This is a genomic window from Streptomyces macrosporus, from assembly GCF_039533145.1.
Taxonomy (GTDB): domain Bacteria; phylum Actinomycetota; class Actinomycetes; order Streptomycetales; family Streptomycetaceae; genus Streptomyces; species Streptomyces macrosporus.
This window is the reverse complement of record NZ_BAAASZ010000020.1, coordinates 593,566-616,610: the sequence shown is the minus strand read 5'-3', so window position 1 is coordinate 616,610 and position 23,045 is coordinate 593,566. Positions and strand designations below refer to the sequence as shown.

Annotated in this window: 19 protein-coding genes and 1 pseudogene; 6 read left to right on the top strand and 14 right to left on the bottom strand. The window is 74.5% G+C overall.

Annotation, left to right across the window (positions count from 1 at the left end; all coding sequences use genetic code 11):
• The 8 genes and pseudogenes from ABD335_RS14760 to rsmH all read right to left on the bottom strand — a co-directional run.
• Window positions 1-276, bottom strand: a pseudogene (locus tag ABD335_RS14760) (hypothetical protein); the annotation flags it as partial.
• Between the two features lie 53 nt (window positions 277-329).
• Window positions 330-1,796: a UDP-N-acetylmuramoyl-L-alanine--D-glutamate ligase gene (murD, locus tag ABD335_RS14755; RefSeq protein WP_344322797.1), complete on the bottom strand. Its 1,467-nt coding sequence runs from the start codon at window positions 1,794-1,796 to the stop codon at window positions 330-332.
• Window positions 1,793-2,851, bottom strand: coding sequence for a phospho-N-acetylmuramoyl-pentapeptide-transferase (mraY, locus tag ABD335_RS14750; protein WP_344323050.1), 1,059 nt, complete (start codon window positions 2,849-2,851; stop codon window positions 1,793-1,795). Before mraY ends, murD begins: the two co-directional genes overlap by 4 nt.
• The gene (locus ABD335_RS14745) at window positions 2,851-4,254 is read right to left on the bottom strand and encodes a UDP-N-acetylmuramoyl-tripeptide--D-alanyl-D-alanine ligase (RefSeq protein WP_344322796.1); all 1,404 of its coding nucleotides are present in this window, start codon (window positions 4,252-4,254) and stop codon (window positions 2,851-2,853) included. The genes mraY and ABD335_RS14745 overlap by 1 nt, the downstream gene beginning before the upstream one ends.
• Entirely contained in the window at window positions 4,251-5,945 is a 1,695-nt protein-coding gene (locus ABD335_RS14740) for a UDP-N-acetylmuramoyl-L-alanyl-D-glutamate--2,6-diaminopimelate ligase (protein WP_344322795.1), read from the bottom strand. Before ABD335_RS14740 ends, ABD335_RS14745 begins: the two co-directional genes overlap by 4 nt.
• A gap of 25 nt (window positions 5,946-5,970) precedes the next feature.
• Complete coding sequence (locus ABD335_RS14735; protein ID WP_344322794.1) at window positions 5,971-7,896, bottom strand: peptidoglycan D,D-transpeptidase FtsI family protein; 1,926 nt, start codon at window positions 7,894-7,896, stop codon at window positions 5,971-5,973.
• Window positions 7,893-8,330 carry a cell division protein FtsL gene (ftsL, locus tag ABD335_RS14730; protein ID WP_344322793.1) on the bottom strand — a complete coding sequence of 146 codons (438 nt, stop codon included), beginning with the start codon at window positions 8,328-8,330 and terminating at the stop codon, window positions 7,893-7,895. The genes ABD335_RS14735 and ftsL overlap by 4 nt, the downstream gene beginning before the upstream one ends.
• A gap of 29 nt (window positions 8,331-8,359) precedes the next feature.
• The gene (rsmH, locus tag ABD335_RS14725) at window positions 8,360-9,316 is read right to left on the bottom strand and encodes a 16S rRNA (cytosine(1402)-N(4))-methyltransferase RsmH (protein WP_344322792.1); all 957 of its coding nucleotides are present in this window, start codon (window positions 9,314-9,316) and stop codon (window positions 8,360-8,362) included.
• Between the two features lie 429 nt (window positions 9,317-9,745).
• Between rsmH and ABD335_RS14720 the strand changes: the two genes are divergently transcribed.
• From ABD335_RS14720 to ABD335_RS14705, 4 genes are all read left to right on the top strand, one after another.
• Window positions 9,746-10,276: a beta-class carbonic anhydrase gene (locus ABD335_RS14720; protein WP_344322791.1), complete on the top strand. Its 531-nt coding sequence runs from the start codon at window positions 9,746-9,748 to the stop codon at window positions 10,274-10,276.
• A 154-nt stretch (window positions 10,277-10,430) separates the two neighbouring features.
• Window positions 10,431-11,456 carry an AAA family ATPase gene (locus ABD335_RS14715; protein ID WP_344322790.1) on the top strand — a complete coding sequence of 342 codons (1,026 nt, stop codon included), beginning with the start codon at window positions 10,431-10,433 and terminating at the stop codon, window positions 11,454-11,456.
• Window positions 11,456-12,793 (top strand): DUF58 domain-containing protein, encoded by a 1,338-nt coding sequence (locus ABD335_RS14710; RefSeq protein WP_344322789.1) that lies wholly within the window; start codon window positions 11,456-11,458, stop codon window positions 12,791-12,793. Before ABD335_RS14715 ends, ABD335_RS14710 begins: the two co-directional genes overlap by 1 nt.
• Window positions 12,794-12,842: 49 nt before the next feature.
• Entirely contained in the window at window positions 12,843-15,380 is a 2,538-nt protein-coding gene (locus ABD335_RS14705) for a transglutaminase TgpA family protein (RefSeq protein ID WP_344322788.1), read from the top strand.
• Between the two features lie 221 nt (window positions 15,381-15,601).
• Here the strand turns inward: ABD335_RS14705 and ABD335_RS14700 are convergent, their stop codons facing one another.
• The 3 genes from ABD335_RS14700 to ABD335_RS14690 form a co-directional block, all read right to left on the bottom strand.
• Window positions 15,602-16,003, bottom strand: a complete 402-nt coding sequence (locus ABD335_RS14700) for a DUF3040 domain-containing protein (RefSeq protein ID WP_344322787.1) — start codon at window positions 16,001-16,003, stop codon at window positions 15,602-15,604.
• A 276-nt stretch (window positions 16,004-16,279) separates the two neighbouring features.
• Entirely contained in the window at window positions 16,280-17,059 is a 780-nt protein-coding gene (locus ABD335_RS14695; RefSeq protein ID WP_344322785.1) for a methyltransferase, read from the bottom strand.
• Between the two features lie 89 nt (window positions 17,060-17,148).
• Window positions 17,149-17,709, bottom strand: a complete 561-nt coding sequence (locus tag ABD335_RS14690; RefSeq protein ID WP_344322784.1) for an SAV_6107 family HEPN domain-containing protein — start codon at window positions 17,707-17,709, stop codon at window positions 17,149-17,151.
• Window positions 17,710-17,964: 255 nt separating this feature from the next.
• Between ABD335_RS14690 and ABD335_RS14685 the strand changes: the two genes are divergently transcribed.
• The gene (locus tag ABD335_RS14685) at window positions 17,965-18,579 is read left to right on the top strand and encodes a TetR/AcrR family transcriptional regulator (RefSeq protein WP_344322783.1); all 615 of its coding nucleotides are present in this window, start codon (window positions 17,965-17,967) and stop codon (window positions 18,577-18,579) included.
• A 245-nt stretch (window positions 18,580-18,824) separates the two neighbouring features.
• Complete coding sequence (locus ABD335_RS14680; RefSeq protein ID WP_344322782.1) at window positions 18,825-20,339, top strand: phytoene desaturase family protein; 1,515 nt, start codon at window positions 18,825-18,827, stop codon at window positions 20,337-20,339.
• A 53-nt stretch (window positions 20,340-20,392) separates the two neighbouring features.
• Here the strand turns inward: ABD335_RS14680 and ABD335_RS14675 are convergent, their stop codons facing one another.
• From ABD335_RS14675 to thiE, 3 genes are all read right to left on the bottom strand, one after another.
• A complete protein-coding gene (locus ABD335_RS14675; protein WP_344322781.1) occupies window positions 20,393-21,307 on the bottom strand; it encodes a hypothetical protein in 915 nt (304 codons plus the stop codon).
• Window positions 21,308-21,329: 22 nt separating this feature from the next.
• Entirely contained in the window at window positions 21,330-22,247 is a 918-nt protein-coding gene (gene metF / locus ABD335_RS14670; RefSeq protein ID WP_344322780.1) for a methylenetetrahydrofolate reductase [NAD(P)H], read from the bottom strand.
• Between the two features lie 98 nt (window positions 22,248-22,345).
• Window positions 22,346-22,993, bottom strand: coding sequence for a thiamine phosphate synthase (gene thiE / locus ABD335_RS14665; protein WP_344322778.1), 648 nt, complete (start codon window positions 22,991-22,993; stop codon window positions 22,346-22,348).
• Between the last annotated feature and the right edge of the window lie 52 nt (window positions 22,994-23,045).

Genomic DNA, 23,045 nt, shown 5'->3' with positions numbered 1-23,045 from the left:
GCGGGCCAAGGCGCGGACGCGGTCCGCCAGGGCGCGCGCCGTGCCTCGGTGCGCCGCGGGCCGAGGACGCCGGAGCCGCCCGGGACGGAGCGCCGCGCGGGCGGCGCTCACCACCCCGGCCGCGGAGCGGGCCCACGCTCCCGGGCGGCGGGGAGACGTGGGCGGGGCGGTTCCGGTGGTGCGGCGGCGGACCCGGGGCGCACCGGCCGCCTGCTGCGGACCGGGTGCGCCGCGCGTCCGCGAGCGCGCGGTCGGCACGGGTGGCTCGGCCGTCATCGTCCCCTCCTGATCTCCCCGCGCCGGCCGCCCTCGGCGCGGGGACCGGCGGGTTATCGCTCCTGCGCCGCGGACCGGCCCGAGGCCAGGTCGCGGACGGCGGCGGCGAACGCCTCGCCGCGCGCGTGGTAGTTGGTGAACATGTCCATCGAGGCACAGGCCGGCGCCATGAGGACGGTGTCCCCGGGGCGGGCCAGCCGCGCGGCCTCGTGGACCGCCGCCGCCATCGCCCCAGTGTCGGTCCGGTCGAGGTCGACGACCGGGACATCCGGGGCGTGTCGCGCCAGCGCCTCGCGGATCAGGGCGCGGTCGGCGCCGATCAGCACGGCGCCGCGCAGCCGCTTCGCCGCCTTGGCGACCAACTCGTCGAAGGTCGCGCCCTTGGCGAGCCCTCCGGCGATCCACACCACCGGGTCGTACGCGCCCAGGGACGCCTCCGCGGCGTGGGTGTTGGTCGCCTTGGAGTCGTCAACGTAGCGCACCCCGTCCACGTCGGCGACGTGCTCGATGCGGTGGGGGTCGGGCCGGAAGGCGCGCAGGCCGTCGCGCACGGCCCTCGGCTCCACTCCGAAGGCGCGGGCGAGGGCGGCGGCGGCCAGGGCGTTGGCGATGTTGTGCGGGGCGGGCGGGTCCACGTCGGCGACCTCGGCCAGCTCCTGGGCGTGGCTGTACCGGTTCTCGACGAAGGCCCGGTCCACCAGGACCCCTTCCACCACGCCGAGTTGGGAGGGCGCGGGGGCGCCCAGCGTGAAGCCGATCGCCCGGCAGCCCTCGACGACGTCGGCCCGGCGGACCAGTTCCTCGGTGACGGGGTCGGCGGCGTTGTAGACGCACGCGACCCGGTTGCCCTCGTAGATGCGGCCCTTGTCGGCGGCGTACGCCTCCATCGAGCCGTGCCAGTCCAGGTGGTCGGGGGCCACGTTGAGCACGGCGGCCGAGTGGGGGCGCACCGAGGGGGCCCAGTGGAGCTGGTAGCTGGACAGCTCCACGGCGAGCACGTCGTACCGCTCCTCGCCGAGCACCACGTCGACGATCGGGGTCCCGATGTTGCCGACGGCCGTGGTGCGCAGACCGGCGGCCGTGAGGATGGAGGCGAGCATCCGCACCGTGGTGGTCTTGCCGTTGGTGCCGGTGACGGCCAGCCAGGGGGCCGCGTCCTCGGGCCGCAGCCGCCAGGCGATCTCGACGTCGCCGACCACCTCCACGCCCGCCCGCGCGGCGGCCGTGAACAGCGGGCTGTCCGGCTTCCAGCCGGGCGATGTGACGACCAGTTCGGTGCCCTCGGGGAGGGTGGCGCCGTCGCCGAGGCGGACGGCGATCCCCTCCCGCTCCAACTCGGCCGCGGCGGCGCGCTGCCGCTCGCCGTCGCCGCCGTCCACGACCGTGACCTCCGCGCCCCGCCGGACCAGGGCGCGGGCGGCGGAGGCGCCGCTCACGCCCAGCCCGGCGACGGTGATCCGGCGTCCGGCGAACTCGCCGGCGGTCGGCGGCGTGGTCGGCGGTGTGGTCGGCCCGGTCATTTCCCGGCCGCCCAACCGGCGTAGAACAGGCCGATGCCGACGATGGTGCACATGCCCTGGATGATCCAGAAGCGGACCACCACGAGCACCTCGCTCCAGCCCTTGAGTTCGAAGTGGTGCTGGAGCGGCGCCATGCGGAAGACCCGCTTGCCCGTCAGGCGGAAGGAACCGACCTGGATCACCACGGACATGGTGATGATGACGAACAGTCCGCCGAGCAGGGCCAGCAGCAGCTCGGTGCGGGAGACGATGGCGAGGCCGGCCAGCGCGCCGCCCAGGGCGAGCGAACCGGTGTCGCCCATGAAGATCTTGGCGGGCGAGGTGTTCCACCACAGGAAGCCGAAGCAGGCGCCCATCAGCGCGGAGGCGACGACCGCGAGATCGAGCGGGTCGCGCACCTCGAAGCAGCTCGGGCTGCCGGTGAGGGCGCAGGAGTCCTGGTGCTGCCACACCCCGATGAAGGTGTAGGCGCCGAAGACCATCACCGAGGCTCCGGTGGCCAGGCCGTCGAGACCGTCGGTGAGGTTCACGCCGTTGGACATCGCCAGGATCATGAACAGCGCCCAGATCACGAAGAGCACCGGACCGATCGACCAGCCGAAGTCCTGGGTGAAGGAGAGCTTGGTGGACGCCGGGGTCTGGCCGCGGGCGTCGGCGAAGTTGAGCGAGAGGATCGCGAAGGCGACGCCGACGATGAGCTGGCCGAGCATCTTGGCCTTGGCGCGCAGGCCCAGGCTGCGCTGCTTGACGATCTTGATGTAGTCGTCGAGGAAGCCGACCAGGCCCATGCCCGCCATCAGGAACAGCACCAGAACGCCGGAGAACGACGGCTGGCTGCCGGTGATGATCTTGGTGAGCGCGTAGGCGATCAGCGTGGCCAGGATGAAGGCGATGCCGCCCATGGTCGGGGTGCCGCGCTTGCTGTGGTGGTCCCGCGGGCCGTCGTCGCGGATGTACTGCCCGTAGCCCTTGCGGGCCAGCAGCTTGATCAGCAGCGGCGTGCCGATCAGGGTCAGGAAGAGCCCGATGACCCCGGAGAAGAGGATCTGCCTCATCATCGGCCGGCGACCTCGCCCTCGACCAGCGCGAGCGCCACCTTCTCCAGGCCCGCCGCCCGGGAAGCCTTCACCAGTACGACATCCCCCGGTCGCAGCTCATCGCGCAACAGGTCGATTGCCGCCTGAGCGTCGGACACGTGCACCGACTCCTCACCCCACGAACCCTCGTTCTTGGCACCCATGTCGAGCCAGCGGGCCTCCCGGCCGCCGACCGCCACGAGCTTGCTGACGTTGAGCCGGACGGCCATCCGTCCGACCGCGTCGTGCTCGGCGAGCGACTCCTCGCCGAGCTCGGCCATCTCGCCGAGCACCGCCCACGTGCGACGCCCCTTGCCCATGGCGACGAGCGCGCGGAGCGCCGCCCGCACGGACTCGGGGTTCGCGTTGTAGGCGTCGTTGACGACGGTCACGCCGTCCGAGCGCTCGATGACCTCCATGCGCCAGCGGGAGAGCGTGCCGGCCTCGGAGAGCGCCAGGGCGATCCCGTCGACGGACATGCCCAACTCGTGGGCCACGGCGGCCGCGGCGAGCGCGTTCGACACGTGGTGCTCACCGTACAGGCGCATGGTCACATCGCTGCACCCGGTGGGGGTGTGGAGGGTGAAGGCGGGCTGCCCCTTCGGGGTGAGTCGGACATTCTCGGCACGGATGTCGGCCTCGGCGGCCTCGCCGAAGAAGACGATCCGGGCATCGGTGCGGGCGCGCATGGCGCGCACCAGGGGGTCGTCGGCGTTGAGGACGGCGACTCCGCCCTCCGCGGCCGGGGGAAGGGCCTCCACCAGCTCGCCCTTGGCCTGGGCGATCTGCTCCCGGCCGCCGAACTCGCCGATGTGCGCGGAGCCGACGTTGAGGACCGCGCCGATGCGGGGCGGGGTCAGTTCGGTGAGGTAGCGGATGTGGCCGATGCCGCGGGCGCCCATCTCCAGCACGAGGTGGCGGGTGCCGGGCTCGGCGCTCAGGGCGGTGAGCGGCAGGCCGATCTCGTTGTTGAGCGAGCCGGGCGTCCACACCGTCGGGCCGAGCCGTTGCAGGAGCTGGGCGATGAGGTCCTTGGTGCTGGTCTTGCCCGCGGAACCGGTGAGAGCGACGACGGTGGCGCCCAGCCGTGCCACGACGTGGCGGGCCAGGGCTCCCAGGGCGGCCTCCACGTCGTCCACGACGATCGCGGGGACGCCGACGGGCCGGGAGGCCAGCACGGCCACCGCTCCGTCGGCCACGGCCCGTTCGGCGAAGTCGTGGCCGTCCACCCGTGCGCCGGCGAACGCCACGAACAGCGCGCCGGGGCGCACCTCGCGGGAGTCCTTGACCACGGGACCGGTGACGGTCGCCCCGAGGTCCGGTATGTCGTGGGCGCGGCCGGAGACGACGTCCGTGATCTCTGCGAGGGTCAGCGGGATCATGCCGTGCTCTCCCCGGTGTCCGGGTGCCCGCCGGCCCGGCGGCGCTCGATGGCCTCGCGCAGCACCTCGCGGTCGTCGAAGGGGCGTACCACCCCGGCGATGTCCTGGCCCTGCTCGTGGCCCTTGCCGGCCACCAGGACCGTGTCCCCGGGCTCGGCCCGGGCGACGGCCGCGGCGATGGCGGCGGCCCGGTCCTCCTCCACCAGCACGGTGCCGCGCTCGTGGATCGGGACCTCGGCGGCGCCCGCGAGCATGGCGGCGAGGATGGCCAGGGGGTCCTCGGAGCGGGGGTTGTCGGAGGTCAGGACGGCGGTGTCGGCCAGTCGGGCCAGCGCCGCGCCCATGGCGGCCCGTTTGTGCGGGTCGCGGTCGCCGCCGCAGCCGAGCACCGCGTGCACCCGGCCCTCGGTGACCTTGCGCAGGGCGCGCAGCACGGAGTCCACGGCGTCGGGCTTGTGGGCGTAGTCGACGACGGCCAGGTAGGGCTGGCCCGCCTCCACCCGCTCCAGACGGCCGGGCACGCCGGGCACCGCCGCGACGCCCTCCACGGCGGTCTTCAGGTCGATCCCGGCGGTCACCAGGGCGGTGATCGCCGCGAGCGCGTTGGCGACGTTGAACGGGCCGGGCAGCGGCGCGGCGGCCCGGGCCGTCTCGCCGTCCGGTCCGACGACGGTGAAGGTGGAGCCCAGCGGGCCGAGCTCCACGTCCCGCGCGCGCCAGTCGGCGTCGGGGTGGCCCTCGGCGGAGAAGGTGGTGACCGGCACCTCGGAGACGCCGCAGGCCAGCCGCTGTCCGTACTCGTCGTCGAGGTTGACCACGCCGACGCGGGAGCGGGCCTTGGTGAACAGCTGCGCCTTCGCCCGGAAGTAGTCCTCCATGTCCGAGTGGAAGTCGAGGTGCTCGGGGCTGAGGTTGTTGAAGACGGCGACGTCGAAGACGCAGCCGTCGACGCGCCCGAGCACCAGCGCGTGGCTGGAGACCTCCATGGCCACCGAGCGGACCCCGCGCTCGCGCATCACCGCGAACAGCGCCTGGAGCTCGGTGGCCTCGGGGGTGGTGCGCTCGGACTTGATCCGCTCGTCGCCGATGCGGGTCTCGACGGTGCCGATCAGCCCGGTCGGCTCCCCCTCCCCGGCCGCCGCGCGGAGCCCGCCCTCGACGAGGTAGGAGGTGGTGGTCTTGCCGGAGGTGCCGGTGATGCCGATCTGCAGCAGGTCCCGGCCGGGGTCGCCGTAGATGGCGGCGGCCAGGTCGCCCATCCGCTCGCGCGGGTCCGGAACGGTCAGCACGGGCAGGCCGGTGGCGGCGGCGCGCTCGGTGCCCGTCGGGTCGGTGAGGACCGCGACGGCGCCCAGCCGGGCCGCCTGGACGGCGAAGTCGGCGCCGTGGAAGCGGGCGCCGGGGCGCGCGATGTAGACGTCGCCGGGGCGCACGGCCCGGGAGTCGTGGGTGATGCCGGTGACGGCCGCGTCGCCCTCGGGGGCGGCGACACCCAGCCGCTGGGCCAGCTCCGCCAGTGGCACGGGGCGGACCCGCTCCGGGCGGGGTGGGGCCGGGGGCAGGGATGGGGTCTGATCAGCGTGTGGCACGGCGGTGAGCGTACCCGGCGCTCCGGGCCCGCCGCGAAGCGAGGGGCCGGGTGCGCCGGTGGTGCCGGCACGGTTCCACGGGGGATCGGTGTTGGTTCTCACGAGTCGCTTTCCGGTCGTTCCCCGGTCAGTCTCCGGGCTCGAAGGTGACGGGCAGGCGGGGTGGCTCGGTGCCGGTGGGAGGGATTCGGAGGGCCTTCAGCGCGTACCTCATGACCTCCTGGTACACCGGTCCGCACACGTCGCTGCCGAAGTAGCTGCCCTGCCGGGGGTTCTGCACGGCGCAGTAGACGGTGACGCGGGGGGCGTCGGCGGGGGCGAACCCGGCGAAGGAGGAGGTGTAGCCGTTGTAGCGGCCGGTCTCGGGGTCCACCCGGTTGGCCGTGCCGGTCTTGCCCGCCACCCGGTATCCGGGGATCCGCGCGACGGTGCCGGTGCCCTCCGCGTCGGCCACCACCGACTCCAGCATGGTCGCCAGCGTCCTGGCGGTCTTCTCGCCGATGACGCGGGTCCGCTCCGGCCGCGGCGCGGGCGTCCAGCTCCCGTCGGGGCCGGTGGTGCCGCGCACCAGGCTCGGCTCGACGCGGACGCCGCCGTTGGCGATGGTGGAGTAGACCGAGGCCGCCTGGACGGCGTTGATGGACAGCCCCTGGCCGAAGGGGATGGTGTACTGCTGCGAGGCGTTCCAGTCCTCGGGATCGGCGAGGATTCCGGGGGTCTCGCCGGGGAAGCCGAGCCCGGTCCGCTGCCCTATGCCGAACTTCCGCAGGTAGGAGTGGAGCACCCGGTTGGCCTCCCGCTGGGTGTCGCCGAGCTGCTCGACGGCCAGGATCGTGCCGATGTTGCTGGACTTGGCGAGCACCCCGTTGAGGGTGAGGTACCAGGTGGGGTGGTCCACGTCGTCCGCGAAGCTGCGGTCGGCCCGCGGCAGTCTGTTGGGCACCACCACGTGGGTGTCGGGGCGGGCCACGCCCTCCTCCAGGACCGCGGCCATGGACATCACCTTGCTGGTCGAGCCGGGCTCGAACGCGTCCTGGACCGCGGGGTTGCCCAGGGCGGAGGAGTCGGCCTTCGACAGGTCGTTGGGGTCGTAGCCGGGGGCGTTGGCCATGGCGAGGATCTCGCCGGTGCGGACGTCCTGGACGATCACGTAGCCGCGGTCGGCGCGGGACTTCTCGACCTGTTCCTCGATGGCCCGCTGCGCGGCCCACTGGATGTCGCGGTCCAGGGTCAGCTCCACGTCCGAGCCGGGCTGCGCGGGCTGCTCGCGCTCCCCGGCGGTGGGGACCTGCCGGCCGCCGGACTGGGCGTAGGTGATCGTGCCGTCCCGGCCGGCCAGGACCTTGTCGTACTTCGCCTCCAGGCCGCCGCCGCCCTCCCCGTCGGCGTTGACGAAGCCGAGGACGCCGGCGGCGAGCTCCCGGTTGGGGTACACCCGCTTGGCGTGCTCCTCGGAGTACACCCCGGCCAGCACGTTCTGCCCGCCGCCCCTGCCCTGCCGGTCGGCCAGCGTCCGCTTGAGGTCCGTGATCTGCCGCCAGACCTGTGGGGACTGCTGCCGGGCCAGGACGACGTAGCGCGTCTCCTTCCGGGACAGGCGCTCGGTGAGCGTCTCCTCGTCCACCCCGAGGATGGGGGCGAGGAGTTCGGCCGCCTGGGCGGGGGCGTCGGGGACCTTCGCCTGTTCGGGGGTGAACAGGTACGGGTCGGCGGTGATGTCGTAGGCGTCGACCGTGGTGGCCAGGGCGACGCCGTCGCGGTCGGTGACCGTGCCGCGCTCGGCGGCGAGCGGGACGGTGATGTAGCGGTTGACGTCGGCCTTGTCCGCGTAGGTGCTCGCGTCCACGGCCTGCACCTGGAGCAGCCGCACGGTGAAGGCCAGCATCACCAGGGTGAGCGCGAGGCCGAACAGCCTCAGCCGGGGCCTGGGGTTGCCCAGCCGGAGGGCCCCCTGCGGCCTCGGGCGGGACGGACGGGACGGGCGGGCCGCGCCGGAGGTGCGGGCGGGGCGGGACGCGGGGCGTGGGGTGGGGGTGCGGCGCGGTCCGCTCACCGACCCACCTCCTCTCCCGTCCCGCTCTCCCCGCCGGGGGCCGGGAGGGGGACGCCCCGAACGGTGCCGTCCGGGAGGATGAAGACGGGGTTCCCCCCGGGCACCAGGCCCATCTCCCGGGCCCGCTCGGCCAGGGTGCCGGGGTCGGAGTAGGAGTCCAGCTCCTGCTCCAGGGCCTGTTCCTCGTCGGTCAGCTCCTCGGTCCGCCGCTCCAGCTCGCTGAGCTCGAAGGAGCCCTGGTTGACGGAGGCGTTGAGCAGCAGCAGGGACAGCAGCCCGGAGCCGAGCAGCAGCACGACCAGCACCACGAAGGGGGTGCGGGCGGCCGTGCCGGCGTCGCCGGCGGGCACCAGTCTCGCCAGCCGGGCCAGCCGTTGCTGGGGGGTCGGCGGCGCGCCCGTCCCCTTCTCCGGCTTTCCCGACTTCCCCGACACGGCTTTCGGGCCGGCCTTCGGTGTGTCCTTCAGGGCTCCTCCCGGATGCGCTCGGCACCGCGCAGCCGGGCGGGGGCGGCGCGGCGGTTCTCGGCGATCTCCTCCTCGGTGGGGAGCTCGGCGCCCCGGGTGAGCAGCCTCAGCCGGGGCTGGTAGCGCTCGGGGACCACCGGCAGTCCGGGCGGCGCGGTGCTCGTGGCCCCCGCGGCGAGGACCTGTTTGACCAGGCGGTCCTCCAGCGAGTGGTACGACAGGACGGCGATCCGGCCGCCCACGGCCAGCGCGGCGACGGCCGCCGGCACCGCCCGCTCCAGGACGGCGAGTTCCCCGTTGACCTCGATGCGCAGCGCCTGGAAGGTCCGCTTGGCGGGGTTGCCCCCGGTGCGCTTGGCGGCCTGCGGCAGCGCCTCACGGATCAGCTCCACCAGTCGGGCGCTGGTGGTGAAGGGCTCCTTCTCGCGCTCCCGCACGATCGCCGCCACGATCCGCTTGGCCTGCTTCTCCTCGCCGTAGGCGCGCAGGATGCGCACCAGCTCCCCGGGCGGATAGGTGTTGAGCACCTCGGCGGCGCTGATGCCCTTCGTCTGGTCCATCCGCATGTCCAGCGGGGCGTCCTTGGCGTACGCGAAGCCGCGCTCGGCCTCGTCCAGTTGCATGGAGGAGACGCCGAGGTCGAACAGGACGCCCTGGACGCGCGGTGTGCCCAGCCGGGCGAGCACCTCGGGGAGCTCGTCGTAGACGGCGTGCACCAGCGTGGCCCGGTCGCCGAAGGGGGCCAGCCGCTCGCCGGCCAGCTCCAGGGCGACCGGGTCGCGGTCCAGGCCGATCAGGCGGACGCCGGGGAAGGAGGACAGCAGGGCCTCGCTGTGGCCGCCGAGCCCGAGGGTGCAGTCCACGACCGTCGCGCCGGGCTCCTCCAGGGCGGGGGCGAGCAGGTCCAGGCAGCGTCGGAGCATGACCGGGACGTGCCGCTCGTTGGTGCTCACTGGACTCTCCTTGAGCGGGTCCGTACGGCCTGGTCCCCGCCCGCTCGAATGGGGAAGCGGCGGCCGGTGCCGGGGAAGAGGACACCGGCCGGCCGAGGAGCGGGAGGAGGCCGGACCGTACGCGGCCGTACGCGCGCCGGGGGCACACGCGGGATGTCGGTTCCGGGGGAGGTCGGCGGTGTGTCCCGACTCCCACTTCGCGCCACTTTAGTCCACACCCCTCCTCGGTCAATCAACCCCGGTGGATCGACCGGTCGGGCGCGTCACGGCCGCTCACGACCGCCGCCGTTCCCCGCGCGGCCCCTGTGAACTCCACCCGAACGAGGCCGTCCGTACCGGGCGTGTGGGTTACCTCACATGCGTGTGTGTTGACCGCTTTGCCCGGCTCACGACAGGCCCGGCGGGCACTGGGCGGCTACGGTCGTATACATGTCACGACCTCACCGTGACGGGCCGGTCATCGACCGTCTCGTCGAAGCCAACAAGCGTTATGCGGCCGAGTTCACCGACCCGGGCATGGACGCCCGTCCGGTGTTGAAAGTGGCCGTGGTCGCCTGCATGGACGCCCGCCTCGACCTGCACGCCGCCCTCGGACTCGAACTCGGCGACTGCCACACCATCCGCAACGCCGGAGGTGTGGTCACCGACGACGTCATCCGTTCCCTGACCATCAGCCAACGCGCCCTGGGGACCCGTTCGGTCGTCCTCATCCACCACACCGGCTGCGGCCTGCTGAACCTGACCGAGGACTTCCGGTACGACCTGGAGGCGGAGGTCGGCCAGCGGCCCTCGTGGGCGGTCGAGGCCTTCCGGGACACGGACCAGGACGTGCGGCAGTCCATGGAACGGGTACGTACTTCTCCGTTCCTGCTGCACACCGACGATGTGCGGGGATTCGTCTTCGACGTCACCACGGGCCTGCTGCGGGAGATCGATCCCGTGATCCACCCGGAACCGTGACGCGAGAGCGGATGTCCGTGAAGAATGCGTGAGTGACGGCCCCCTCCCGCCGGTTCCCTCCCGTGGGAACTCGCGGGAGGGAAAGCCGGTTGTTCGGGGTGGGCCGGTCGCCCACGGAAGGGGCCGGTCCGTGAAACGGGCCGAGGAGGGCCGGGTGACGACCTATGACGAACGAGCGAACCTCAGCGATCTGACCGCCACGGCGGACCGGGTGCGCCGGTCGGTGGAGACCGTGATCGAGGGCAAGCCGGAGGTCGTACGGCTCTCGCTGACCGTCCTCCTCGCCGAAGGGCACCTGCTGATCGAGGACGTGCCGGGGGTGGGCAAGACCATGCTCGCCAAGGCGCTGGCGCGGTCCATCGACTGCTCGGTGCGCAGGATCCAGTTCACGCCCGACCTGCTGCCCTCCGACATCACCGGGGTGAGCGTCTACGACCAGCAGCGCCGGGAGTTCGAGTTCAAGCCGGGCGCCATCTTCGCCCAGATCGTGATCGGCGACGAGATCAACCGCGCCTCCCCCAAGACCCAGTCGGCGCTGCTGGAGTCGATGGAGGAGCGCCAGGTCACCATCGACGGGCACAGCTACGAGCTGCCCGACCCGTTCATGGTGGTGGCCACCCAGAACCCGGTCGAGATGGAGGGCACCTACCCGCTGCCCGAGGCGCAGCGCGACCGCTTCATGGCGCGGGTGTCGATCGGCTACCCCAGCCCGGAGGCCGAGCTGCAGATGCTCGACGTGCACGGCGGGGTCTCCCCGCTGGACGACCTGCAGCCGGTCGCCCACGCGCACGAGATCTCCAAGCTGGTGGAGGCGGTGCGCGGCGTCCACGTCTCCGAGCCGGTCCGCCGGTACGCGGTGGACCTGGTGGCGAGCACCCGCAACCACCCCGAGCTGCGGCTGGGCGCCTCGCCCCGGGCCACCCTGCACCTGCTGCGGGCGGCGAAGGCCGCCGCGGCGCTGGGCGGGCGGGAGTTCGTCCTCCCCGACGACGTGCGGGAGCTGGCCGTGCCCGTCCTGGCGCACCGGCTGCTGCCCACCGCGCAGGTGCAGCTCGGCGGGCGCACCGCCGAGCAGATCGTGGTCGACATCCTGCACCGCGTCCCGGTGCCCGCCACGAACCACCGGGAGGCCGCCTCGCGGCCTCCGCTGTACGGCCGGCCGGCCCAGCGGGGGTACTGATGGACGGCGGTCCCGGCGCCGCGGGCCGGGACACGGGACGGGACGCCGGGCGGCCCGAGGAGCGGCGGGGCTCGCTGCGCGCCGCGCTCGGCGGGCTCACCACCCGCGGGCGTTCGTTCCTGGCCGCGGGCCTGGCCGCGACGGTCTGCGCCTACGTCCTGGGCCAGGGCGACCTGCTGCGGGTGGGCGTCCTGCTGACCGCGCTGCCCCTGGTGTGCGTGGCCGTGCTGCACCGCACCCGTCACCGGGTGGCGGCCTCGCGGCGGCTGTCCCCCGCCCGGGTGCCCGCCCGGGACGAGGCCCGGGTGCACCTGAGGCTGGACAACGTCTCGCGGCTGCCCACCGGTCTGCTGATGCTCCAGGACCAGGTCCCCTACCTCCTGGGGCCGCGCCCGCGCTTCGTGCTGGACCGGGTGGAGCCGGGCGGACGCCGCGAGGTCTCCTACCGGGTCCGCTCCGACCTGCGCGGACGCTATCCGCTGGGGCCGCTGCAACTGCGTCTGGCGGACCCCTTCGGCATGGTGGAGCTGACCCGGTCCTTCAGCGCGTACGACACCCTCACCGTCGTGCCGCGGACCGAGGCGCTGCCGCCGGTGCGGCTCGTCGGCGAGGCCGGCGGCCGGGGCGAGGGACGGCGGCGCTCCCTGGCAATGGCGGGCGAGGACGACGTGATCCCGCGCGGCTACCGCCACGGCGACGACCTGCGCCGGGTGCACTGGCGTTCCACCGCCCGGCACGGCGAGCTGATGGTGCGCCGCGAGGAGCAGCCGCGGAAACCCCACTGCACGGTGCTGCTGGACACCCGCCGGACGGCCTGGGCCGGCTCCGGGCCGGACTCGGCGTTCGAGTGGGCGGTCTCGGGGGCCGCCTCGGTCGCCGTGCACCTGCTGGAGCGCGGCTACGCGGTGCGGCTGCTGACCGACACCGGCGTGCCGGTGCCCGGACCGGAGGGCGGCACCCTGGACATCGGCTCCCCGGACACCACCGGGCTGCTCCTGGACACCCTGGCCACGGTGGACCACTCCGGCGAACCGGGGCTGTCCCGGGCGTACGAGGCGCTGGGCGGCACCGGCGGCGGACCCGAGGGGCTGCTGGTGGCCTTCCTCGGCGTCATGGACGAGGAGCAGACGGTGCTGGCCCGCCGGATGCGGCAGCGCGCCCGCGGCGCGCTGCTCTTCGTCCCGCACGGGCTCCGGGATCCGGAGGACGAGGAGGAGCGGCTGCGGGTGCTGCGCGAGGCGGGGTGGACGGTGCTGCCGTACGTGCCCGGGGACGCGCTGTCCGACCTGTGGCGGCGGGCGGACCGGAGCGGCGGCGCGATCGGGAGAGCGGGATGACCGGCGCGAGCGAGGTGGCGGCGGACCGGCGATCGAGGGGCGGACGGTGATGAGCGGACAGGCCCGACTGGCGTTCTGCGCCTGGTTGGCCACCCTGGCGGCGGCGTGCGCGCTGCTGCCGCTGGTCGCCCCGGCGGGGTGGATCGCGCAGGCCGCCCTGCTGCTGGGGATCCAGACGCTGGTGGGCGCCGCGGCGCGCCGGCTGTCGCTCGCCGGGTCGGTGACGGTGGCGGCGCAGGCGCTGGTGTCGCTGCTGCTGCTCACCTTCGTCTTCGTCCGCGAGAACGCCCTGCTGGGCTTCCTCCCGGGCCCCGCCGCCCTCGACTCCTTCGGCGCGCTGCTGGCGCAGGGCACCGTCGACGTCGGCCGGTTCGCGATCCCGGCCCCGGTCACCGAGGGCATCCGGCTGCTGCTGGTGGGCGGCGTGGTGGTCATCGGCCTGCTGGTCGACGTCCTGGCGGTGACGTACCGCAGCGCGGCTCCGGCCGGGCTGCCGCTGCTGGCGCTGTACTCGGTGGCGGCCGGGCTGTCCCAGGACGGGGCGCGCCCGCTGTGGTTCCTGTGCGCGGCGGGCGGCTACCTGCTGCTGCTCCTGGCGGAGGGCCGGGACCGGACGTCCCGGTGGGGCCGGATGTTCACCGGCACCGGGGCCGAGGGCCGGCCGGCGTCCGGGGCGACGGGCGGCGCGGCTCCGACGCCGGTGCGCGGCGGGCGGCGGATCGGCGCGCTGGCGCTGGGCATCGCCCTGGTGGTGCCCGCCGCGCTGCCCTCGTTGAGCGGCGGACTGCTGGACGCGGCGCGCAACGGGCGGGGGTCGGGCGAGGGCGGCGGGACGGTCTCGGCGGTCAATCCGCTGGTCGCCCTCCAGGACAGCCTGAACCAGCCCGACAACCGCACGGTCCTGACGTACCGGACCAACGCCGAGAGCACCTCGGAGCTGTACCTGCGGATCGTGGCGCTGGACCAGTTCGACGGCACCGCGTGGCGGCCCTCGGAACGGCGGATCACCGACCTGCCCAGGCCGCTTCCGTCGCCGCCCGGACTCTCCCCGGCCGTCCGCACCGAGACGGTCACCACCTCGTTCCAGGCCGCCGGCTGGTACGCCCAGAACTGGCTGCCCATGCCGTACCCGGCCGAAGAGGTCCGCATCGACGGCCGGTGGCGCTTCGAACCGGAGGGCCGCACGCTCGTCGGGGACCGCGGGCAGACCACCCGGGGCACGCGGTACGAGGTGGACAGCCTGGTGGTGCGGCCGACCGCGCGCCAGTTGGCGAACGCGCCCGAACCGCCGTCGGAGCTGCTGGAGGAGTACACCAGGGTGCCGGACTCGCTGCCGGACGTGGTGGCGGAGACGGCTCGGGACGTGACCGAGGGTGCCCGCAGCCACTACGAGCGGGCCGTCCGGCTCCAGGACTGGTTCTCCACCGACGGCGGCTTCCGCTACGACACCCGGGTGCGGGCCGGCAGCGGCAGCGCGGCCATCGCCCGTTTCCTGGAGGAGCGGGAGGGCTTCTGCGTCCACTTCTCCTTCTCCATGGCCGCCATGGCCCGCACCCTGGGCATCCCGGCCCGGGTCGCGGTGGGCTTCACACCGGGCGCCTCGGACGGCAACGGCGGGATGACGGTGGGCCTGCAGGACGCGCACGCCTGGCCGGAGCTGTACTTCGAGGGCGTGGGCTGGACCCGCTTCGAGCCCACGCCCAACCGCGGGAACACCCCCGAGTACACCCTGCCCGACCTGCCGTCCCCGGAGCAGCCGGAGGAGCCGGCCCCGCGGCCGAGCCGGACCGCCGAGCCGCGCCCCGGACCGTCGCCGACCGAGGAGTGCGCCGCGGACGCGGAGGGACGGACCGACTGCGGCGCGGCCCTCCCGGAGGACGGCGGGTCCGCCGACGGCTCCTTCCTGGACACCCTGCTGTCGGTGGGGGCGACGGCGCTGCTGGTGGCCGGGACGGCGGTACCGGTGCTGGGGCTCCTGGCCCTGCCGCTGCTGTGGCGGAACACGGTCAGGGCCCGACGTCTGGGCGGCGCCGCGGGCGCGTGGCCGGGCGGCGCGGGCACGCCCTCCGCCCGGCGGGGGACGGCCGGCTCCGCCCGGGAGCACTCCGCCCGGGAGCACGGGGCCGCTTCCGGCGGGCCCGCCTCCCCGGCGACGGCCGAGGAGCGTCTCCGGGGCGACCGTACGCTCGCCGCCTGGCAGGAGATGACCGACTCCGCCTGGGACTACGGCATCCTCCCGGAGGAGTCCGCCACCCCGCGGATGGCCGCGGAGCGCGTCGTGCGGCTCGGCGGGCTGGAGGGGGAGGCCGCCGAGGCGGCGCACCGGCTGGCCAGGGGCGTCGAGCGGGTGCTGTACGCCCCCGATCCGCGTCCGGCGGAGGGGGCGGTCGAGGACGTCCGGCGCGTGCGGGCGGGGCTGCGCGCGTCCGCCCGGCGCGGGGAGCGGCTGCGGGCCCTGCTGCTGCCGCGGTCGTCCGTGCGGCTGCTGTGGGCGGTCTCGGCGCGCTGGTCGGCGGTGAGCGAGCGGTGCGGCGGGGCGCTGCGGCGGGGGATCTCGCGGCTGCGGCCGTCGCGGCAGCGGGCGTGAGCGCCGGGTCGGCGGGCCCGGTGCCTCCGGCCGGGCCGACGGCCTCCGTCGGACGGGGTTCCGGGGCGACGGGGTTCCGGGGCGGGGCGCGGGCGGTCCGGCCGGGTGCGGCGGACACGGGTACGGGCACGGGTGAGGGGCCACCGGTCCTCCGGTGGCCCCTCACCCGTCACGTCCGGCTCCCCGTCCCCGGATGTCCGGGGCCTCGGGGTGCCGGGCCGTTACTGCTGTTCGTCCCGGCGGCGCTGCCAGCGTTCCTCGATGCGGTTCATCATCGAGCGGCGCGGGCGTGCCTGCCTGCGGGGGTGTGATCGCCCGTGGTGTCCCCGGCCTTCGGGGTGCTCACCGGGCTTGGGCGCCTTGCGCCAACCGGTCACCGCGAGCACAGCGCAGCCGAGCATGACGAGGAAGCCCACCACGCTGACGATGACCTGCTGCGCGACCATACCGGCCATGAGGAGCGCGACGCCCACCAGAAAGCCCGCGACCGCTTGGTAAACCCGTCGCCGGGTGTACGTGCGCAGCTCGCCTCCCTCGAGCGCTGTCGCGAACTTGGGGTCTTCGGCGTACAGCGCTCGCTCCATCTGCTCGAGCATGCGCTGCTCGTGCTCAGAGAGCGGCACGGAGTCCTCCTACTCGTCGGTCGCGGGGGCGACCGGATGCGACCCTTCAAGGATAGGCAGGGATTCGCCCCCGTGAAACCCGCCCCTCAACGCCAGTTCGTGCCACCGGGACCGGGATGCCGGAGGCGGTTGTTGGGCTTCTCATTCCCCTGCCGCCGTGCCGTCATGCCGGACGGTGTGCTTCGATCATACGGCGGGTAGCGGCCGTTCGGGTCGTCTGTGCCCTACCCCACCTTGTCGCCCCGCCTCGCCGCTCCGCCCTGCCACTCCGCCCTGTCACTCCGCCTCCTTCGCGGACGGGACGGACGCGGAGCGTGTACGCGCCAGTACGTGCAGTCGGGCCGCGATGGAGCGGAAGGCGGGCAGCTCGGCCACGGCCTCCTCCAGCCGGGCCAGGGCCTCGGTGGCCCCCGGCTCCGCGTCCACCAGGGCGCCGGGCACCAGGTCGGCGAAGACCCGTACGCCGTGGACCGCGGCGACCTCCAGGCCGTGGGCGGTGATCAGGTCGGTGAGCCGCTCGGGGGTGAAGCGCCGGGGCATCGGGTCGCCGCCGCCCCAGCGTCCGTCGGGGTCGGCGAGGGCCCGGCGGGCCTCGGTGAAGTGCCCCGCCAGGGCACGGGCGAGCACCGCGCCGCCCAGGCCGGCGGCGAGCACGCTCAGGATGCCGCCGGGACGCAGCGCGGCCGCGACGTTGCGCAGCCCCTCGGCCGGGTCGTCGACGTACTCCAGGACGCCGTGGCAGAGCACCACGTCGTAGCCTCCGCGCTCGGCCACCTCGAACAGCCCGTGCGCGTCGCCCTGCACGCCCCGTACCCGGTCGGCCACGCCCTCCTCGGCCGCGCGCCGCTCCAGCGCGAACAGCGCGTCGGGGCTCGGGTCCACCACGGTGACACGGTGACCGAGTCTGGCGACGGGCACGGCGAAGTTGCCGGTGCCGCCACCGGTGTCGAGGACGTCGAGCGCCTCTCGACCCGTGGCCTTGACCCGGTCGTCGAGTGCTTCCCTCAGTACCTCCCAGACCACGGCGGTACGGAGGGATGCGCGGGGGCGGGACATGGCGGATGCTCCTCGGCGACTCGAGACGCTGGCTGGCCCCAGCCTATTGCGTCCCCGTCCCCGCCTCTCCGTCCGGCCCGCGGTTGTGCTCAGCCCGCGCGCAGCCGCGGGCCCTCCCCGTCCGGCCCCTCCGCCTCCTCCCGGACCCTGGGGAGGGGCAGCGCGGGCTGCTGCACGAGCATCTGCTCGACGATGCGCAGGAACATCCCCGCGTCGCGTATCAGATCGTCGGAGTCGCGCCGGCTGGCCGCGCCCGCTATGCCCGCCTCGGCGCGGGCCCGGCGGGACGCCCCGGCGGCGAACAGCCGGCTCCACTCCTCCAGTTCGGGCGCCACCTCGGGCAGCACCTCCCAGGCGCTGCGGATGCGCCGTCTGGCGCGGGCGGTGGACTCGGGACGGCCGCGGACCGCGAGCACCGCGGCGGCGGTGCGCAGGGCGGCGAGGTGTGCGGTGGCGTAGCGGTCGTTGGGGTGCTCCAGCTCCGCCGCCTCGTCGAGGCCGTGCTGTGCCTGGGCGAGCAGGTCGAGTGCGGCCCGCGGGGCCGTGGCACGGCGCAGCACGGGATGGACATCCTTCGGGGGCCCGTTCACGGCGAACCTCCTGTCGTCGTCATGGCTGTGCAGGTCGCGTTGCCATCGCGATGGGAACATCGTTGCGCATGCCACTGACAATCGGCCCTGACCTGGGCAAACGCCCCCCTGTCGGGGTTCGTCGGACGTGCCGGGTCGGACGGCTCCGGCCGCCGGCCGACACCGCCGCGCCGACTCCCCCGCACGGACCGCCCCGGCCCCCGCGCACGGATCGGCCCGGGAAGAGGGCCCCGGCCGGGCCGCCGGATTCCCTCTTCCCGGGCCGATCCGTGAAGGACGTTCATCTCCCTGAACCGTCTCTGTGAAAATCGGCGCATGAACAGCGGCACGCGCCGGCACGCGACCCGGCAGAGGCTCTACGACGCGGCCGTGACCCTCATCGCCGAGCAGGGCTTCTCCGCCACCACGGTGGAGGAGATCGCCGAGCGCGCCGGTGTCGCCAAGGGCACGGTCTACTACAACTTCGAGAGCAAGACCGGGTTGTTCGAGGCGCTGCTGCGGCACGGCGTCGAGCAGTTGGCCGCCTCGCTGGAACAGGCCGCCGACGACGCGGTCCGGCGCGGCGCCGGCCGTGGGGAGAGGCTGGACGCGATGGTCCGGGCCGGGCTGGTCTTCGTCGACCGCTGTCCGGCCTTCACCCGGCTCTACGTCGCCGAGCTGTGGCGGACCAACCGGGCCTGGCAGTCCACCCTGGCGGCGGTGCGGCGGCGCGTCGTGGCCGTGGTCGAGAAGGGGTTGCGCGGCGCGGGCCCCGGTGGGCCCGGCGCGGAGGACGACGTCTCGCTGACGGCGTCGGCCCTGGTGGGAATGGTGCTGGTGGCGGCGCTGGACTGGAAGGCGTTCCAGCCGGAGCGGTCGCTGGACGAGGTGCACGGCGCCCTGTCCCTGCTGCTGCGCGGCCGGATCGGCGGGAGTGGGAGGCCCGGCTGATCCGCCGCGCCTCCCACTCCCGTCCCCCGTGATCCCCCGAGCGTTCCCCCACGGACGGCCGTCGCGCCGCTCCGCCGCCCCGTGCCGGCGGTGCGCCGCTGTGGTGTCCGTCGTCTCCGACTCTGCCGTCCACGCTGGACGGAGCCCATCCGCACGGCTACTCAGAACCCTACTCAGGTACTCCTACTCACTTCTGCGTACGGCCCGTCAAAGCCGTTACCGCCACCCGACTAGAGTCGCTGCCCATGGCAGGGACTGTGGTGATCGGCGCGGGTATGGGCGCGATGGCGGCCGCCGCCCGACTGGCCGTGGCGGGCCGGCGGGTGACGGTGTACGAGCGGACGGAGACCCACGGCGGCGCGGTGCGCCGCCACGAGCGGGACGGGTTCGGCTTCGACACCGGTCCGGGGCTGCTCCACCTGCCGGCCGTCTGGCGCGACCTGTTCGTCAAGACCGGCCGCGAACCGTTGGAGAAGTGCGTCGAGACCGTCCAGGTCGAGCCGGCCGTGCGGCACGTCTTCGCCGACGGCACCTCCGTCGCCCTGCCGGGCGGCTCCCGCGCCGGGACGGTCGACGCCCTCGACGCCGCGCTCGGCGCGGGCGCGGGCGAGCGGTGGAGCGACCTGCTGGTGCGGGCCCGCGAGGTGTGGGACGCGACCCGCCGTCCGCTGTTGGAGGAGCCGCTGACCGACGCGGTGGACCGCGCCCCGCTGGGCCGCGACCCGTATCCGGCGCCGCGGCGCGGGCTGTTGCGCCGCCGGGCCACGACGCTGACCGGGGTCGCCCGGGCCGAGCTGCGCGATCCACGGCTGGTGGCGCTGCTGGAGAGCCACGCCCTCGCCCACGGCCTGGACCCCCGCCGGGCGCCCGCGAGCGCCGTCGTCCTCGCGTACCTGGAGCAGACCTTCGGCACCTGGTACGTCCGCGGAGGGCTGCGGGCGCTGGCGGACGCGGTGTACGAGCGCTGCCGGGAGCGCGGGGTGGAGTTCCGCTTCGGTACGGCGGTCTCCCGGGTCGTCGTGGAGGACGGCCGGGCCGTCGGGGTGGAGTTGGCGGACGGGACGCGGGTGGCGGCCGACGCCGTGGTCTGCGGGACCGGCGACCCGCGGGTGTGCGCCGGGGACGCCGAGGCTCCCGGCGGGCCCGGCCGCGCGACGGGGCGCCTGACCGTGCTGCTGGCGCTGCGCGGGCGGCGGCCCAAGGGCACCGCGCACCGCACGGTGGTGCACACCGCGGGCCCCGGGGGCACGACGCGCACCGTCACCGTGCTGCGGCCCGACGACCCGACGCTGGTTCCCGACGGGGAGCACGAGTCGGCGGTGCTGTCGGTGGTCGTGCCGCCGCACCGCGCGGGGGCGAGGCGGCCCGCCGACCGCGCGGAGGCCATGGACTGGACGGCACCGGAGTGGGCCGCGGTGGACTGGACGGCGCCGGGCGCGGCCGAGCGCTGCGCCGACGCGGCGCTGGCGGTGGCGGACGCCGCCGGTCTGGGGCTGGGCGGGCGGCTGCTGTGGCGCGAGGTGCGCACCCCGGTCGACACCGAGCGGGAGACCGGGGCCCCGGGCGGCGCCGTGCCCGCCCCGGTGCTGGCGGGGGCGGGGGGCGCGTTCCTGCGGGCGGCCAACCGGACGCCGACGGCCGGGCTGTACCGGGCGGGCGGCTGGGCCCACCCCGGGGGCGGGCCGGCGCACGCCGGGATGTCGGGCGCGCTGGTCGCCGGGCTGATCGTGGAGGGCGACGACTGGCGCGGCTCGCGGTGACCCGGGCGGGCCGCGCGACGGTCCGTCGGCAGCGGCCTGTCAGTGGCGGTCCGTCAGTAGCGGGGCCGCTGTTCCCCGTAGTAGTAGCCGGTGCCGGAGGAGGTGTCGTAGCCGCCGTCCTGGGGGTGGCCGTGGCCGTACTGTCCGGTCTGCGGCTCGTCGTCGCGCTGCTGCGGCATCCACACCGTGTCGGACGACAGGTGGTCGGCGTACGGCTGCTGTGCGCCGCCGTACGGGTCGGCGGTGTAGCCGGTGCCGTACCCGTCGGAGGGGTAGGAGGGGCCGGGGGCGTATCCCTGGGCGCCCGGGCCGGCGTCCGAGGCGGTCGCGTACGGCTGCCCCTCGTACGAGGGCTGGGCGGGAACGCCGGTGTAGGGGTCGGAGTAGCCGTATTCCCCTCCGCCGCCGTACCCGTACCCGCCGCCGTACCCGCCGTCCTGGTCGCCGTAGGAGCCCTGTCCGTCCGTGCCGTAGCCGGGGTGGCCCGCCCAGTCCGCGCCGGCGTACCGGTCCTGGGGGTCCTGCTGCGGTTCCGCGGGCCGGTCCCGCTCGTAGACGCCGTACTGGACGGTGTCGTCGGGCAGCGGCTCGGGCCGGTAGGCGGGCTGGTCCCGAGGCGGTTCGGGCCGCAGGTCGGAGACCTCCAGGTGCGGTTCGGCGTCCTCCGGCGGCAGGGGCCGCACCTCGCGGCGGCGCTTGCTCGTCCCGGGCATGCCGCCGAGCGCCCAGCCGGCGGTGAAGCCGCGCCGGTAGGAGAGCGTCACGAAGGTCTGGCCGACCGCGAAGGCCGCCGCGCCGAGCGAGATCACCACCACCGAGGACAGCAGCACCACGCCGACGACCACCATGGCGAATCCGCCGAAGGCCAGCAGGCGCCACCGCAGGCGCGCCTTGTACTGCAGCAGCACCTCGGCGAGCAGCCACACCGCGACAGCGCCGAACGCGATGTAGAGGAGCGTCCACCCCATGTACGTCCTCCCACCCCGTCTTCTAGCCCCGCCGGTGCAGGCCCAGATTCTCGTAGATTTCCAGCGTCGCCGTGGAGTGGTTGAGGGTGATGAAGTGGAGTCCGGGTATGTCCTCCGCCATCAGCCTCGCGCACAGCTCCGTGGCGTACTCGATTCCCAACGAGCGTACAGCGGCCGGATCGTGCTCGACCGCCAGGATGCGTTCGGCCAACTCCGGAGGGAACGTCGCGTTGCTGAGTTTCGCGAACCGCTCGATCTGCCGCACGTTCGTGACGGGCATGATCTCCGGGATGATCGGGGTGTCGCAACCCGCGGCGGCCACCCTGTCCCGCAGGCGCAGATAGTCCTCCGGATAGAAGAACATCTGCGTGATGGCGTAGTCGGCACCGGCGCGGCACTTGTCCACGAAGTGCCGGATGTCGCTCTCCCAGTCGGTGGAGCGCGGGTGCATCTCGGGGAAGGCGGCCACCCCGACGCAGAAGTCCCCGGACTCCTTGATGAGCCGGACCAGCTCGGCGGCGTAGGTGATGCCCCGCGGGTGGGGGATCCACTCGCCCGTCGGATCGCCGGGCGGGTCGCCGCGCACCGCGAACATGTTGCGGACGCCGGCGTCCGCGTACTGGCCGATGACGTTGCGCAACTCGGCCACGGAGTGGTTCACCGCGGTGAGGTGGGCGACCGGGGTGAGGGTGGTCTCGGTCGCGATGCGCTCGATGGCCCGGACGGTGCCCTCCCGGGAGGAGCCCCCGGCACCGTAGGTCACCGACACGAAGGTCGGGCCGACGGCCTCCACGCGGCGGATGGCGTTCCACAGGGTCCGCTCGCCCTTCTCGCTCTTGGGTGCGTAGAACTCGAAGGAGTACGAGCGCTCGCCGGAGGCCAGCAGCTCGCGGACGGTGGGCGCGTGGTCCGTCCTGGTCGAAGGGGTGCCGAGAACCATACGGGCAGGCTAACCGGCGGTGCGGACACCGACCTCATTATCAGGGCTTTTTGTCCGATAAACCCGTTTACCGTCCACCACGTGGACAGTCGTCCCGTTCAGGCCCGCCTCAGCCGCCCGGCGAGTTCCGCCGCGGCCGCCCCCGGATCGTCCGCCTCGGTGATCGCGCGGACCACCACGACGCGCCGCGCCCCGGCCCGGAGGACCTCGTCCAGGTTGGAGGCGTCGATCCCGCCGATGGCGAACCAGGGCCGCTCGGGTGCGCGCGCGGCGGCGTGGCGGACCAGGGACAGGCCGGGGGCGGGCCGTCCCGGCTTGGTGGGGGTGGGCCAGCAGGGGCCGGTGCAGAAGTAGTCCACGCCCGGCTCGGCCAGCGCCGCGTCCACCTCGGCCTCGGTGTGGGTGGACCGGCCGATCAGGATGTCGTCGCCCAGGATCGCGCGGGCGGCCTTCACCGGCAGGTCGCCCTGGCCCAGGTGGAGGACGTCCGGGCCGGCGGCGTGGGCGACGTCCGCCCGGTCGTTGACCGCCAGCAGCGCGCCGTGGCGGCGGCAGGCGTCGGCGAAGACGGCCAGGTGCTCCAGCTCCTCGGCCGCCTCCAGGGCCTTGTCCCGCAGTTGGACGATGTCGACGCCCGAGGAGAGCACCGCGTCCAGGAACTCCGGCAGGTCGCCGCGCTCCTTGCGCGCGTCCGTGCACAGGTACAGGCGTGCGTCGTCGAGCCGCTCGCGTGCGGTCGCTGCCATGCGGGCCATTCCCCCCGGGGTCGGGCGCGCGGGCCGGTGCACCCGACCGGGT

Excerpts from the sequence above, each read along its gene's own strand:
- ABD335_RS14710 (WP_344322789.1), top strand. The coding sequence starts at position 11,456 with ATGGACGGCGGTCCCGGCGCCGCGGGCCGGGACACGGGACGGGACGCC.
- ABD335_RS14675 (WP_344322781.1), bottom strand. The coding sequence starts at position 21,307 with ATGGGGTGGACGCTCCTCTACATCGCGTTCGGCGCTGTCGCGGTGTGG.
- ABD335_RS14720 (WP_344322791.1), top strand. The coding sequence starts at position 9,746 with ATGTCACGACCTCACCGTGACGGGCCGGTCATCGACCGTCTCGTCGAA.
- metF (WP_344322780.1), bottom strand. The coding sequence starts at position 22,247 with ATGGTTCTCGGCACCCCTTCGACCAGGACGGACCACGCGCCCACCGTC.
- ABD335_RS14745 (WP_344322796.1), bottom strand. The coding sequence starts at position 4,254 with ATGATCCCGCTGACCCTCGCAGAGATCACGGACGTCGTCTCCGGCCGC.
- ABD335_RS14695 (WP_344322785.1), bottom strand. The coding sequence starts at position 17,059 with ATGTCCCGCCCCCGCGCATCCCTCCGTACCGCCGTGGTCTGGGAGGTA.
- mraY (WP_344323050.1), bottom strand. The coding sequence starts at position 2,851 with ATGAGGCAGATCCTCTTCTCCGGGGTCATCGGGCTCTTCCTGACCCTG.
- ABD335_RS14680 (WP_344322782.1), top strand. The coding sequence starts at position 18,825 with ATGGCAGGGACTGTGGTGATCGGCGCGGGTATGGGCGCGATGGCGGCC.
- ABD335_RS14705 (WP_344322788.1), top strand. The coding sequence starts at position 12,843 with ATGAGCGGACAGGCCCGACTGGCGTTCTGCGCCTGGTTGGCCACCCTG.
- murD (WP_344322797.1), bottom strand. The coding sequence starts at position 1,796 with ATGACCGGGCCGACCACACCGCCGACCACGCCGCCGACCGCCGGCGAG.
- ABD335_RS14685 (WP_344322783.1), top strand. The coding sequence starts at position 17,965 with ATGAACAGCGGCACGCGCCGGCACGCGACCCGGCAGAGGCTCTACGAC.
- ABD335_RS14690 (WP_344322784.1), bottom strand. The coding sequence starts at position 17,709 with ATGTTCCCATCGCGATGGCAACGCGACCTGCACAGCCATGACGACGAC.
- thiE (WP_344322778.1), bottom strand. The coding sequence starts at position 22,993 with ATGGCAGCGACCGCACGCGAGCGGCTCGACGACGCACGCCTGTACCTG.